The following is a 14,156-nucleotide window of genomic DNA, read 5'->3' on the forward strand; positions in this document are numbered from 1 at the left end:
CGATCACCTGCGGCATCCTACATACGCCGTAGTGGTGCCGAACACAGACAGAGGGTGACGGCCACGGGCGGCGTGCACCGGGTCCCGACACGGTGCACGAGCCGCTCCGGCCCCGGGTGCGATTACCGCCACCAGGAAAAAGGCCCTCCCTGCGGCGGTGCGGACGTCTTGTCGGAGGTTCACGGGGCGAAACGTGCGCATCCGTGCACGGGCGGCCCCTACCCGAGCCGGGCGCCCCGGCCCTCCGGCGCCGGGATGGGAAGGATCACGCGCGGGCCTGTTCCCGGATCCTGTGCGTGCCGGGGGCTTCCCCGCGCGCGGTGGCCGACCCGACGGGGTCGGGGCGTGCGTGCCGGGGGATCCAGGCCGCCCGTATCCGCCCGCTTGGGGCCTGTGTAGGGTGGCCGCGGACCGGAGCCAACACGGGAAGACGGTGGGATGAGCCTTCTGGCCATTAGCGACCTGCACGTCCGGCACGGCGGCAACCGAGCCTTCACCGAGGCTCTTCGGCCTGACTCCGACGATGACTGGCTCCTGGTGGCCGGGGACGTCGCCGAGACCACCGATGACGTCCTCTGGGCGATGGAACTGCTGGCCGAACGGTTCGATACCGTGGTCTGGGTCCCCGGCAACCACGACCTGTGGACCGTGCCCTCCGACCCCGTCCAGCTGCGCGGGCAGGAGCGCTATGCGTACCTGGTCGAGGCTCTGCGCGGCCTGGGCGTGCACACCCCCGAGGACCCCTACCCGGTCTGGCCCGGCCCCGACGGCCCGGTCGTCATCGCCCCGCTGTTCGTGCTCTACGACCACACCTTCCGCCCGGCCGGCGCCCGCACCAAGGAGGAGGCGCTGGCCGTCGCCTACGAGGCGGGAGTGGTGTGCACCGACGAGTACCTGCTCCACCCGGATCCCCATCCCGGGCGCGACGCCTGGTGCCGTGCCCGGCTGGAGTACACGCGCGCACGGTTGGAGTCGCTGGACCCCGACCTGCCCACCGTGCTGGTCAACCACTTCCCGCTGGTGCGTGAACCCACCCGGATCCTGCGCTATCCCGAGTTCGCCCAGTGGTGCGGCACCGAGGCCACCGCCGACTGGCACACGCGCTACCGGGCCCGCGCGGTGGTCTACGGGCACCTGCACATCCCCCGCACGATCGTGGTCGACGACGTTCCCCACATCGAGGTCTCCCTCGGCTACCCCCGGGAGTGGGAAGCGCGCCCGTTTCCGCCCGAGGGACCGCGCCGCGTCCTGCCGTAGGGACGAACCGGGTCCAGGCTCCGCCGCCCGCCGCTCCGTCGGTCGGGAGCCGCGTCGGCCGACACCGGCCGGGTACGTCCCCGCCCCGTTCGTGTGTCCGCCCCGCAAGGTTGAGGGGACCTCACGGGGCGGACCGGGGAGGGGGAGGGGATTGCCCGCACGAATCGAGCGATCCCGCTGGTGGCGGGTGCCTCTTCGTAAACTAATAACCACCTTAGTGTCGAACATTCGAAAGGTGCAAGAGATTCCAGAATTTTTCCCACACGAAGCGAGAAAAGGATGCCCAATACCTACCCAGGGACCTATCCAAGGCGGCAACGGCGCATACAATCCCCCGCCGGCCCCCAAACGCCCGCATAAGGCTTTGACCAGTAAGAACCCGCACCAGGAACCCCCGCGGGACTCCGAGCGCCCACCACGGCGATCCTCATTAAGTCAGGACATGTTGTGATGTGCATTCCCTGGGGAAAATGGCTTGGGCAGCAAGGCCTGGGGGCGGAGTCGGGGAGTTTCCGGATGACCGATGTAAGCGCACCGCGGCCACCGACTACCTGATCGGACACGGCCGCTCCGTCGGGCGGGACGCCGGACCGGCTCCGTGGCCCGGATGGCCCGCGAGGCCGGTGGACTCGGTGGACCCAGCACTCGGAACCGCCTACCCGGCTCAGGCGTGGGCCCTCGTCCCGCCAGTGGCACAGCCGCCTCCGCGTATCGCATGCGGTCACCTCCGCATACCGCATGCGGTTCTGGTCGTGGAACGGGGCGGCCGTGGCGACGGGCGCGACCAGAGGGAGAACGTACCCGTCGATCCCCGAGGGCGGGAGATCACCGCCGGTCGCCTGGCCATGGAGCTTTCGCCCCACGGGATCCAGCGACGGTCCCAGATTTCTCGGGCCCCGCCCGTGGCGCCACGACCGGCCCATGGCGGTCAGAACCGTTCCGCGCTCCAGGAACCCGCCAAGGAAATCCCGTTCGCCCTTTCGTCCCTGGCGCGAAGGACCGACAAGGGCGCACAAAGAGAACCCTGTTTCCCGCCAGCATATCCTCTATGCTTCCCGCGGCATACCAAAGGACGGCGCCACACCGCGCCCGGGCCGCGCCTTCGCCGACCGTGCGCGCCCGCCCCCTCCACGCGGCCTCCTGAGAGCCCCGCTTCCCCGTGCACGGGCCCGGGCCCGTGCGGCTCCGCGCGCCTCCCGGGCGACGGAGCCGCACGGAAGGCGGCCTCCCCCGCATCCGGAAGGCCCGCCCGGTTCTGCTGCCTCCTGTTCTTCCGCCGGCCATAACGCCGCGGCTACATGAACGGCCCCCAAGGCACAAGGGCCGTGCGTCGCCGTTTCCACAGCCCCCGGCCCGGTGCCCGGCCCCAGCGAAAACGGGCCAGGTGGAAGCCGCGCGAATCCGGCCCCCTGTCCGGAATCGGCCCCAGCATTCCATTCTGGAAATAAATACTGTAATTTACCTCCGGGCCACGCGCCAGGACAGCAGAAAAACAGACGACCCCACGCATTTCCCAGCCACAGAACCCTCCCACGAAATTCCCCTACCCCACACCAAGCACATCCGGAAACCCCAGGAACCGACTCCTGAAACAAAGCACACGTCATGCCGGCACCGGATGTGCGGCCTTATCCGAAGAACACACCAGAGACCGCGAAGGGAAAACCCATGACCAACGCTCTGAAGCGGGCGGTGGCGACTCTGCTGGTCGCCGCCGGGATCACCCTCGGAACCGCCGGTGTCGCCGCTGCCGCCATCAGCTATGTCGGCGGCGGCACGTGGTACCACGGGCTCACGGGCGTCCCCGGATCCGGGTTCGTGTACTCCGACTACTTCCACTCCACGCGCTGCCACGGATCGACCGCGGTCGGCATCTACACCATCAAGTCCGCGTCGATGCTGCCTGGCTACACGTCCGAGGCGAGCGCTCCCCGTGCCTACAGCAACAACGAGACCTACTGGAGGCACTGCGGATAGCAGCGCCCCACAGGCCCGCTGACCTCCACCGCCGGAGAGGCCGGCCCGGCCCGCCGGGGAGGCCGGCGGGCCGGGCATTCCCTCAGCGGTCCTCGCCCACGGCCCGATCGACCAGGCACCCGGCGGCACCGGTGTAGCCGGCCGGGTCGAGAAGGAGGTCGACCTCCTCGACGCTGAGCCTTTCGAGTAGTTCGGGCGTTCGCGCGATGACCTCGTGCAGCGAAAGCCCCTCCGTGTCGGCCTCCAAGGAGAGCCTGTTGAGCAGCTGCTTGGCCTCGGACCTGCCCATGAGCGGGGCCAGTACCGCTGCCAGCCGCTCCGTCACCACCTGTCCCCCGGTCAGCCCCAGGTTGCGGAGCATCGTCCCGGGGCGGACGACGAGCCCCTCCGAGAGCTCCACAGCCGTGTGGGAAGCGCCTCCGACCAGGCGCAGGCACTCCCGGAGGGGCATCCACTCGGCGTGCCATCCGCCCGCCGAGCGCTCGTCCTCGCTCGTGACCGCCTGGACGAGTACCGTCGCGAAGAGCGGCACCTGCTGGGCCGCGCTGCGGATCAGCGTCGCCAGCACCGGATTGCGCTTGTGCGGCATGGCTGAGGAGCCGCCCCGCCCGCTGACCTCCGGCTCGGCGACCTCGCCGACCTCCGTGCGCGTGAGGACCTGTACGTCCGCCGCCATCTTCCCGAGGGCCACCGACGCGAAGGAGAGGGCCGAGGCGGTGTCGGCGACCGGGGTACGCAGCGCGTGCCAGGGCAACACGGCCCCCGTCAGCCCCGTCTCCTCCGCGAAGGCCTCCACCAGCCGGTCGGGGTAGGCCCTCGCCTCCTCCTCGGTCCAGTCCCGGTTCCCGCGCGCGTACTCGAGGTATCCGGCCAGGGTCCCCGCGGCTCCTCCCAGGGCGACCGGCAGCCCCTCCTCCAGGACACGGCGGATCCGCTGGGCGGCGTCCAGGACCAGCCGCCGCCAGCCGGCGGCCCTGAGGCCGAAGGTGGTGGGTACCGCGTGCAGTGTGAGCGTGCGGGAGGCGGCGACCGTGTCCCGGTGGTCCGCGGCCAGGGAGGCCAGCGCCTCGCCGATCCGGTTCAGGTCCGCCAGGATCACCCCGAGGGCGCTTCGGCAGACCAGCATCGCCCCCGTATCGAAGATGTCCTGGCTGGTGGATCCCCGGTGCACGTATTCGGCGGCCTCAGGAGCCTCCCGCGCCACCACGGCGGTGAGCTCCCTGACCAGTCCGACGACGGGGTTGGCGGTCTCCCGGGACGCCACCGCAAGCCCCCGCAGATCCATTCGCTCAGCACGTGCGGCCCTGGTGATCGCCTCAGCCGCGTGGCCGGGAAGGGTGCCCAGCCGGGCCTGGGCCCGCGCCAGGGCGGCCTCGGCGTCGAGCATCGCCTGGAGCCAGGCGGTGTCGCTCACCCGGGCCTCGACGGGTACCCCCGCGCGGACGGGCGAGAGGAGTCCGCTGTCGGTGTCGGTGTCGGTGTCGGTGTCGGACAGGTCCTGTCGGTTCACGCGGTCTCCCTCTCACTGTCTCTCCCCCCGGCCGAGCCCACCGGCACGGGCCGGGCCTCCTCGGCCCCGGGTTCCCCAAGCACCGGTCCCAGGGACAGGGCCGTGCGCGCGATGGCGTCGGAGTCCGTGAGGATCACCGAGCTGACTCCCGGCCGGATACCGGCAGCGGTCACCCAGTGGACCGACTCGGTAGGGACACCGTAGGCGAAGCGCCTGGGATGTGCCCGCCCCCATCCGTCCAGCAAATGGTAGGGCCGCTCGGTGACGGCGAGACCGCCACTCTCATACTCGGTACCGCACTCTCCCGGGATGACGTAGGCGGCGCACTGGCCTGTGGACCGCAGGTGGCGCAGAAGGGGATCGGTGGTCCTCTCCAGGTTCGGTTCCGGCAGGCGCGCCTCGATCAGGGCGGTGGCCGTCACAGGAGCGGAGCCCACGCTCCGCGAGGCCGCCGTGAACACTCCTCGGGAGGTGTCCACGCCGACCGACATACCCGGCCCCAGGACGTCCAGGACTCCGGCCTCGATGAGGGCGATCATCTCCTCCACGCGGGAAGCGGGCGGGCCGATGGACAGGAAGGCGTTCAGCGGTGTGTACCAGCCCTGGAGCTCGTCGCGGTGGGAGTTGCCCTCCAGACCCCTGTGGTCCACCGCGAGGCGCACCTCGTTGCGCAGGTCACGAAGGACGTCCAGGGCGGCCTTGACGGGGTCCGTGACGTTTCCCGCCCGGGAACGCCGCAGGTCCTCGCGCAGGTGGCCGAGGAGCCAGGACCGGTACCCGTCCTGGTCGGTGAAGGTCCTGTCCCCCTGCGGGGCGGCGATCCGCGTCCAGTCCCACCGGTCGCGGGGGGCGATCCCCGTCCTGTCCAGCAGGAGGGCCACAGCCTCCGGGGTGGGCGCGGCCAGGTAGTCCGCGACCAGTTCCGCGGACTCTTCCCCCCGTCCCCGCTGTGTCAGGAGCGCCGCGTAGTAGGTGCTCTCCACCTCCCTGGCGATCAGGGGCCACAGCTCCCCGGAGAACCTGACCCAGTCCCCCTCTCGGATGCGTCGGCGCAACGCCCCGATCGTGTCCGGTGTCAGTGCCCGGGGCGTGTGGCGGAGATAGGGCCCCTTCTCGTTCTCACCCCTCCCGTGGTGGGGGACGCCCCTGCGCGATCCGGCGACCATGAGCGGTTCACGACCGGAGGGAACGTAGGACAGGCGTTTCCCGTGACGTTCGAAGACCCCTCCGCGCCCGACTGTCAGAAGGGCCATGTAGTCGAAGAAGTTCAGGCCCAGCCCTCGCAACAGCAGAACCCGCCCGGGCTCGATGCCGGACAGGTCGCGGTCGGCGGGGTTGCCCGGGGGCACCAGGAGCAGACCGTGCTCACGCGCCTGCCTCCTCAGCCGGGCCTCGGCCTCCGTGGGCTCGGACCCCACGTGCCCCAGGCAGAGCACCACGGCGTCCAGCCGCTTGATCCTCTCACCGGTGTCGAGCAGGAGTGTCTGCGCGCCGCGAGGGTTTCCGTACTCGTCGTCCAGGGAGACCGCGAGCGAGCGGTGCACCCGGACCCGTACGTGCGGGGGCGCGCCGGAGACCAGCCGGACGAACACGTACTCCAGGTAGCGTCCGTAGAGCGCCCTGGACGGGTAGGAGTCGGGTCCGAGGCCGCGCACCTCCTCCAGGAGGTCCCCGTACCCGGAGTCCACGACCTCCCGCCGGCTCATCCCCTGTAGCCGCCGGATCCAGTCCCACAGGCTCGGCCCCGGTTCCACGGGGCCCTCCATCTCCACGGTGGGGTCGGTGTAGGCGGTCACCTGGGAGGTGACGGTGTTCATCAGCAGTCGGGGGGACTGGTCCGTGCGCCAGACGCGCCCGGGTCCAGGCGCGTAGGGGTCCACGAGGTGGACGGTCACCAGGTCCCTGTAGGCGGACCCCCGTTCGTTGGCCATGATGCGCTCAAGCACGGAAAGGCCCCGGGGGCCCGCTCCGACGATCGCGATGTCGAGGTTTGCTTTGGGTGTGTCGTTGACTGTGGGCAACGTCGGATCTCCATGTCAACCGGCCGCGCACCAGGACGGAGGCGGCTGACGGCATCTTGTGGGACGGGACGGGGCGGGCCTCAGGGGCGGGGGAGCCCGGTGGTGTCCAGCGGCCGCCGCAGACCGTCCAGACGGGTACGCCAGGCCGCGGCACGGTCACCCGGCCCCGCGGTGACGGGCGAGCCCGTCCAGGACCGCACCACCCGGATTCCGTGGAGGGCGTTGACCAACCACGCCTCGCGTCCGTGGAGGTCCTCGAGGCGGGCACGACGGTGACGGACCTCCGTACCCTCCTGACGGGCGAGGTCCACGACCAGCGACGAGGTGACGCTGGGCATCGCCCTGAGCCGTGGTGAGGGAAGGCACAGACGCCGCCCCTCCCACCACAGCAACGCGCTGGTGGTGGACTCGACGACCAGCCCCGAGGAGGTGAGGATCAGGGCGTCGTCCGCACCCTCATCGTTGGCTCGCTCCCTGAGCCGCGCCAACCGCTCCAGGTCCGGGCCCTTGGTCCGGGGACGCCGCCGGGGGTCCGCGCCCTCCCAGGGCAGGACCGACATGCGGTCCCCCCGCTCGGGTGCGGGACGCACGAGCAGACAGAACACCGGTCCCCCGGCACGACGCAGTTCGACCCTGGGGAACCAGGCTCCCGTGGCCGGGATCTCTCGCAGGGCACGCGACCAGAACTCAGCGACGGCGTGCTCCCGGACACCGGCTGACCGGGAGCAGGCGCGGGCGAACCTTTCGAAGTGGCGGCCCGCGCCGCGCACGGAGCCCTCCTCCACGAGCCAGGAGTCCGCGACCAGGAGTCGGCCCGGTGGTGTGGCCTCCTCCCTCATACCCCCGTCCCATCGGAGCCGGAACGGGAGCACGGACGCGTCCGCTGTCCGTACCGACATGGTCAGTACCGCCCGCCCGAGTCGGGGACCGCGCCCTCACGAGGACCGTAGGGCGCGTTCTCCAGCCAGGCCCCGAACGCGGGGACCAACGGTGAGAGGCCGGCCGCGAAACGCTGCCGCAGCCGTAGCAGCCGTGTGCTCGGACGCAGGTGGGCGAGGGCCGTTCCGGCGGCCTGGCTGTTGTACAGCGCCGCGTCCCGGCGCAGGCCGGCGAACAGTTCGACCGCCTGGACACGTGTGCCCGGTTCACTGCGTGCCCGGGCGATCGCGGTGGCCGCCGCGACCGAGTCCGCGATTCCGCTGTTGAGCCCGCGCGCCCCGAAGGGAGGGAACAGGTGGGAGGACTCGCCCACCAGCAGAACCCTGCGGTGGGTGTCGGTGAAGTCGCGGGCGACGACCCGCAGGAACCGGTAGCGAGACACCCACAGCAGCCGGTCCGCGTACTTGTCGGGGACGACTCGCGCCACCCACTTCCTGGCCGCGTCCTCGGTCGCGTACTCGTCCGGGTCGTCGCCGTCCCTGCACTGCAAGTCGAGCTGGAAGCCTCCGGCGAAGGGGACCCGCATGACGCTGCGGCCCTCCAGGGCGGGGTGCTCGTAGTGGAAGACACGTTCCAGGGGCATGGGGGCCGCGGGGTCCTCCTCGATGTCGACCACCACGTGGAAGGCGTCGGAGCGGTCGCCCTCCAACGGGATGTCCAGGGCCCTGCGCACTCCGGAGCGGGCGCCGTCAGCGGCCACCACGTACTCCGCTCTCCACCGCCTCCCGTCCCGGCCGCGCACACCGACGTCCTCCGGTCCGGTGTCGGCACCGACGATCTCGGCGTCCCACTCGAACGTCACGCCCGCGTCCACGCAGGCACGCATCAGGTGGTGCTCGGTCTCCACCTGGCGCAGGCTGGTGAAGGGCGCCGACTCGCCCACGGCCCCGTTCGGATAGGTCTTGCTGAAGACCTCGCGTCCTCGGTACAGGGTTCGCTTCGTGGACCAGACCGTGCCGTGGCCGGTGAGGGTTCCACGCATTCCGGGGGCGATCCGCTCCAGGAGGGCGAGTGACTCCCGGTGCAGGAACAGAGCCCTGCTGCCGGGGCGGATCCGCCCCTCGGACTCGGCTTCCAGGACGGTGACGGGGATCTGCTCGCTGCGCAGGGCCAGCGCCGCGGTGAGCCCGACGGGGCCGGCCCCGACCACCAGTACCGGGTGGCGGAGGCCATCCGACCCGTTACTCATCTTCTCGGCCTTCCTCTCGTAGCCGGCGGACACGTTCTGGTGTGGCGCGGGGCCTTCCGCCCCGCGCGTTCCGTGGACGTCATCCGACCGGGGCGACGGTGCGGAGGTTCCCCTCGCTGAGCATCCGGCGGACCTGCACACGCTGGACCTTCCAGGTGGAGGTGCGGGGCAGGTCCGCGAAGGGCACGTGCAGGGGGTCGGGGAGGGCGGGCAGGTCCTTGACCGCCTCCTTCCAGCGCCGGCTGTCCAGGGGCTCGTCCCTCCGGGTGCACACGAGGGGCACGGGGCTGTCGTCCCGACCCGCGACGATGACGACCTCCAGCAGCTCCTCGAGCCGGGACATGAGGATGTCCTCCAGTTCGAGGTTGCTGTCGATGCTGTCGATCTGGTCGATGTCCCGGTCGATGAGGAAGAGCAGCCCGAGCCGGTTCAGATAACCCATGTCCCCCAGCCGCCACCAGGAGCCGTCCAGCTGTCGGCGGTAGCGGTCGTCCTCGCCCAGATAGGTCAGGACCCGGCCGCGGCTGCGGACCTCCAGCTGGCCGTGCTTTCCCCTTCCCACGGGTTTGCCGTCCTCGCCGACCACGCGGACCTTGATGAACCCCGGGAGCGGGAGTCCGACGCAGCGGCCGTCGGTGCTCTCGGCGCTCTTGGGCGTGTACCACCAGCCCGAGATCGGCCCGGTCTCGCTCTGGCCGTACAGCTGCACCATCAGGGGGCGGGTTCTCTGGGAGGCCCCGAGCAGTCTCTGGATGGTGCGGGGGTGGATGGCGTCGAAGGTCGTGCTGTAGTAGCGCACGCTGGCCAGGGGGGAGCCGGGCGCGTCGGCCAGGGACTCCCACTGGATGAAGTTGTTCGGATGGGTCTCGACCAGTCCGGGACGCAGGCGGGTGAAGAGCGGACCGATCACCTCCGGGTCGGGGTCGACCAGCACGCTGAGCGGGTTGCCGTAGTTGAGGAACACGCCGAGGGAGTGGAAGAACCGGGAGTGGACGAACGACATGCACAGGGCGATCCGCTCCCGGCCCCGGACGGGCCAGGCGATGATCTGCTGGGACAGGAGACGGTGGAAGAGGGCACCCGCCGTGTGCACCATCAGCTTCGACACCCCGGTCGTACCCGAGGTGTGGGTGATCAGGGCGGGCTGGGTCGGGTGCAACCGGACCGGTTCTCGCCGGGGGGCGCCGGCCAGGTCCGTCAGGGAGCGGCCGGCCCCGTGCTCCCGGACTCCGGCCACCAGCACCGACCGGGTCATGGCGGACAGGTCCAGCTCCGCCAGGTCACCGTCGAGTTTGGCGGCGTCGCTGACCAGCCAGGGGTTGTCGAGGCGACGCAGAAGCTCGGAGATGATCCCGCCGTGCAGCGCGGGCGACAGGGTGACGGGAACCGCGCCGATCCGGGCGGCGGCACAGGCGATGAGGGCGATGTCGAAGTTGTGCGACTTGTAGACGGCGACCCGTTCCGTGGGGCGCACTCCGCACGCCCAGAGCCGCGCCGCCAGGTCGTCCACCACGTCCGCGAGCTGGGTGTAGTCCAGGTCCAGGCCGTGCTCGGGGAAGGTGTCGAGGGGTTGGTCCAGGGTCACGGGTGCGCCCCCGTGCTTGGCCGCCGCCTTCTCGAACAACAGGCCGAGGTAGAAGGCCTGCTCGGGGAGAATCCTCTTCAGCATGTCAGTCCTCGTATGTGGGTTCGTCCCGTCCTGCGGGAGTGGTTTCGTCGCGGCCTGCGGGAGGGGCCGGTCACCAGGCGCCCTGCCGGACCAGGAAGCGCTGGAGTTTTCCGGTCTGGGTACGCGGCAGCGAGGGGACCGTCTGGATACTGCGCGGGACCTTGAAGGCCGCCAGGCGCTCGCGCGCCAGGGCCTCCAGTTCGTCGGTGAGCCGTTCGGGGGCCTGCGCGGAGGGCACGACGAACGCGCGGAGCCTGCTGGCCCCCGCTTCGTCGAGGACGCACGCGACCGCCACGTCCCGGACACCGGAGTGCTCTCCCAGGAGTTGCTCGACCTCCAGGGGCGAGACGGTGATCCCGCCGACCATCTCCATGTCGTCGGTGCGGCCGAGATGGGTGTAGGTGCCGTCCGGGTTGCGCCTGACTCGGTCCCGGGTGGCCAGCCACCCGTCCACGAGCGTGGCCGCCGTGTCCTCGGGCCGGTTGAGGTAGCGTGCCATCACGCTCGGCCCGCGCACCCACAGCTCGCCCTCTCCGCCGTCACGGACCTCCGTCCCGGACCTGGTGCGGACCTGGAACTCGAACCCCGGCACAGGCGCGCCGACCGTCCCGGGCGTGTTGTCGTCCACACCGTTGGCGCACATGGCGTGCCCGGCCTCGGTGGAACCGAGTTGGTTCAGCAGGGGGACGCCGAGGAAGCGCGAATACCGTTCGCCGTGGGCCGGGATGAGCCTCTCCCCCGCCGACACCGCCGCTCTGAGGCTCGTGAAGGCCGAGGAGTCGGTGCCGCCGACCAGGTTGGCGTAGACCGAGGGCACCGCGTACAGGACACTGGCCCGATACCGCTCCACGGTCTCGGCCACCTGCTCCGGCCCCGGACGCCCGGGTGTCAGGACGGCCGCCCCTCCCGAGTACAGGGGAAGGACCAGGCTGTTGCCGAACCCGTAGGCGAAGAAGAGCCGCGAGACGGAGAAGGTGACGTCACGGGGCCCGAGGCGCAACCGTGCCGCGCCGAAGGAGGCATGGTAGTGCTGGGGGGCTCCGTGGCGGTGCACCACGCCCTTGGGCCTTCCCGTGGTCCCCGACGTGTACTGGACGTACAGGGGGGCGTCCCCGGACACGTCCGCCGCCGACGCCGGAGCGCTCTCCTCCGCCTCCTTGAGCATCCTGTCACCGTTCAGGGTGCCGATACCGCGGAACCGGTCAGCGAGCTCGTCCCCGCAGACGACGAGGCCCACGTCCGCGTCCGCCACGACGAACTCGTGGTCCCGGCTCGGCAGCGCCGGGTTGGTGAGCACCGCGACGGCACCCAGACGGGCGGCCGCGAGGAAGGCCGTCACCCAGGCGACGCCGTCGGGAAGGGCGATCAGCACACGGGTGCCGGGGCGGACCCCGTGCAGGGCCAGGACGGAGGCCGCACGGGCCGCGGCCTCGTGCAGCCGCCCGTGGCTCCAGACGGTGTCGCCCTCGTACAGGGCGGGCCGCGCGGACCACTCGCGGGACCGGTCCGACAGGTCGGACGCTATGTTCACCGGACCCCCTCGGGGACGCGGTAGGCACCCAGGGGCGCGGCGGCCTTGAGCACCATCTCCTCGAACTCCTCCTCCGGGTCGGAGTCGAGGACGATGGCCCCGCCGGCACCGATCCTCCAGTGGTCACCGGACCTGACCGCCGTGCGGATGACGATGTTGAGGTTGGCCGCACCGTTGCAGGACAGGTAGCCCACCGAACCGGAGTAGACACCGCGGGCCTCGGTCTCCAGCTCGTCGATGATCTCCATCGTCCGGAGTTTGGGGGCGCCCGTCATCGAACCGCCGGGAAAGCAGGCCCGGACCACGTCGACGGCGTCGGTGCCCGGTTTGAGGTCCCCGCGGATGGTGGAGACCAGCTGGTGCACGGTGGCGTAGGATTCCGCGGTCATCAGCCGGGGCACGTGGACGCTTCCCACCTGGCACACCCGGCCCAGGTCGTTGCGGAGCAGGTCGACGATCATGAGGTTCTCGGCACGGGTCTTGGGGCTGGCCGCGAGCGAGTCACGGAGCTGGACGTCCTCCTCCGGGGTGGTGCCCCGGCGAACGGTGCCCTTGATGGGTTTGCTCTCCACCCCGCCGTCACGGGTGATGGTCAAGAAGCGCTCCGGTGAGGAGCACGCCACCTCGGTGTCCTCCCCCAGACGCAGGTAGGCCCCGTAGGGCGCGGGGTTGACGGCGCGCAGACGCGAGTAGAAGCGGTGCCCCTCCTCGGTCACCGGGAGCCACACCGAGTTGGTCAGGCAGATCTCGTAGCTCTCCCCCTCCAGGAGCTTGTCCTGGCACGCCCGGACGTCGGCCGTGTACTCCGGTCCGCCGACCGTCAGGTGCTCGGCGATGTCCACCTGTTCCGCGGTGTCGGCGGGCCCGTGGCCGGGCACGTGTCCCGCCATGGACTGGACGGCGGCCGCGGTCTCGTCCAGCCACGCGGAGGCGCCCGCCACCAGGTCGGGGGAACCATCGCTCATGGCGACCAGGTAGGTGGTGTCCTCCAGGTGGTCGATCGCCACGAAGCGGTCCGCGAAGAGCCAGCCGGCGTCATCGGTGGGCGACCGGTGCTTGTTGGGGGAACCGCAGTCGGCCTTCATCTCGTAGCCGAAGTAGCCCACGTAGCCGCAGGTGAAGTCGAAGGGAAGGTCGGGCAGGTCGACACGGCGCTCGGCCAGGCGGTGCTTGAGGTAGTCGAAGACGCTCCCGGGCACGCTGAAGGGCTCTCCGCCGGTGCGCCGTACGCGCACCCCGTCCTCGTCGACCCGGTAGCGGACCGTCTCCGAGAGCGGCCCCGAGGCGTCGCCGAGGAAGGAGAACCGGGAGAGTCCCGCCTCGACACGCGCGCTGTCCAGCCAGAACGCGGAGGCACCGGAGTCGGCGTAGAGGCGGTCGAAGACCTCCTGTCCGTCCGCCGCCGCCTCGATCACCCTCAGGTGCAGCCGGTTGCGCGTACCGGAGCCGGCAGAGGCGGCCCCCCGGACCACCGGACGCCTCGGAGCGGCGGTGAGGTCGCGGAAGTTGGCCAGCAGGAGACGGCCGTGGCTCGTCTCGATCGACTCCGGATGGAACTGCACGCCCCACAGGGGCCTGGTCCGGTGGCGCAGCGCCATGAGCGTCCCGTCATCGGCCCAGGCCGCGGCCTCCAGGGACTCGGGAAGCGGTTCGGGAACGGCGAGGGAGTGGTACCGCACGGCCGTGAAGCCCTGGGGCACCCCCTCGAAGAGGTCCCGCCCGTCGTGCCGCACCGATTCCAGGTAACCGTGGCGGGCGGACTTGGCGGGAACCACCTGCGCCCCTTCCCCCAGCGCGATCCCCTGGTGCCCCAGGCACACCCCCAGCACGGGGACCGACGCGTTGTCCAGGACACGTGCCGAGGCCCCGAAGTCCCTGGGCCGGGCCGGATGTCCCGGTCCCGGAGAGATGACGATGTTGTCGAACCCCGTGAGGTCCAGCCGGTCGGCCCCGGGGGCGTCGTTGGTGACGACCACGGGTTCGGCTCCGTTGACCTCGGCGATCAGCTGGAAGAGGTTGTAGGTGTAGGAGTCGTGGTTGTCTATCAGGAGCGTTCTCATCAT

At 70.9% G+C, this 14,156-nt stretch carries 9 protein-coding genes; 2 read left to right on the forward strand and 7 right to left on the reverse strand.

All coding sequences use genetic code 11. The features are described from left to right. Positions 1-438: 438 nt before the first annotated feature. Positions 439-1,257, forward strand: a complete 819-nt coding sequence (locus AC0T5L_RS09970) for a metallophosphoesterase family protein (RefSeq protein WP_476165119.1) — start codon at positions 439-441, stop codon at positions 1,255-1,257. 1,668 nt (positions 1,258-2,925) lie between these two features. Beyond that, on the forward strand, positions 2,926-3,234 hold the full coding sequence (locus tag AC0T5L_RS09975; protein ID WP_476165120.1) for a lactococcin 972 family bacteriocin: 309 nt from the start codon (positions 2,926-2,928) through the stop codon (positions 3,232-3,234). Positions 3,235-3,316: 82 nt separating this feature from the next. Here AC0T5L_RS09975 and AC0T5L_RS09980 read toward each other — a convergent pair whose 3' ends face one another. From AC0T5L_RS09980 to pabB, 7 genes are all read right to left on the reverse strand, one after another. Then, positions 3,317-4,744 carry a nitrosuccinate lyase gene (locus AC0T5L_RS09980; protein ID WP_476165121.1) on the reverse strand — a complete coding sequence of 476 codons (1,428 nt, stop codon included), beginning with the start codon at positions 4,742-4,744 and terminating at the stop codon, positions 3,317-3,319. Next, positions 4,741-6,765 carry an FAD/NAD(P)-binding protein gene (locus AC0T5L_RS09985; protein ID WP_476165122.1) on the reverse strand — a complete coding sequence of 675 codons (2,025 nt, stop codon included), beginning with the start codon at positions 6,763-6,765 and terminating at the stop codon, positions 4,741-4,743. Before AC0T5L_RS09985 ends, AC0T5L_RS09980 begins: the two co-directional genes overlap by 4 nt. A gap of 80 nt (positions 6,766-6,845) precedes the next feature. Then, the gene (locus tag AC0T5L_RS09990; protein WP_476165123.1) at positions 6,846-7,604 is read right to left on the reverse strand and encodes an aminotransferase class IV; all 759 of its coding nucleotides are present in this window, start codon (positions 7,602-7,604) and stop codon (positions 6,846-6,848) included. Between the two features lie 62 nt (positions 7,605-7,666). Further along, positions 7,667-8,893: an FAD-dependent monooxygenase gene (locus AC0T5L_RS09995; RefSeq protein WP_476165124.1), complete on the reverse strand. Its 1,227-nt coding sequence runs from the start codon at positions 8,891-8,893 to the stop codon at positions 7,667-7,669. A 79-nt stretch (positions 8,894-8,972) separates the two neighbouring features. After that, positions 8,973-10,562: a class I adenylate-forming enzyme family protein gene (locus tag AC0T5L_RS10000; protein WP_476165125.1), complete on the reverse strand. Its 1,590-nt coding sequence runs from the start codon at positions 10,560-10,562 to the stop codon at positions 8,973-8,975. Between the two features lie 70 nt (positions 10,563-10,632). Then, positions 10,633-12,093, reverse strand: a complete 1,461-nt coding sequence (locus tag AC0T5L_RS10005) for an AMP-binding protein (RefSeq protein ID WP_476165126.1) — start codon at positions 12,091-12,093, stop codon at positions 10,633-10,635. Then, positions 12,090-14,153, reverse strand: coding sequence for an aminodeoxychorismate synthase component I (gene pabB, locus AC0T5L_RS10010; RefSeq protein WP_476165164.1), 2,064 nt, complete (start codon positions 14,151-14,153; stop codon positions 12,090-12,092). Before pabB ends, AC0T5L_RS10005 begins: the two co-directional genes overlap by 4 nt. Positions 14,154-14,156 lie beyond the last annotated feature (3 nt).

The sequence above is a fragment of the Nocardiopsis sp. TRM 82005 genome (genome assembly GCF_056312425.1).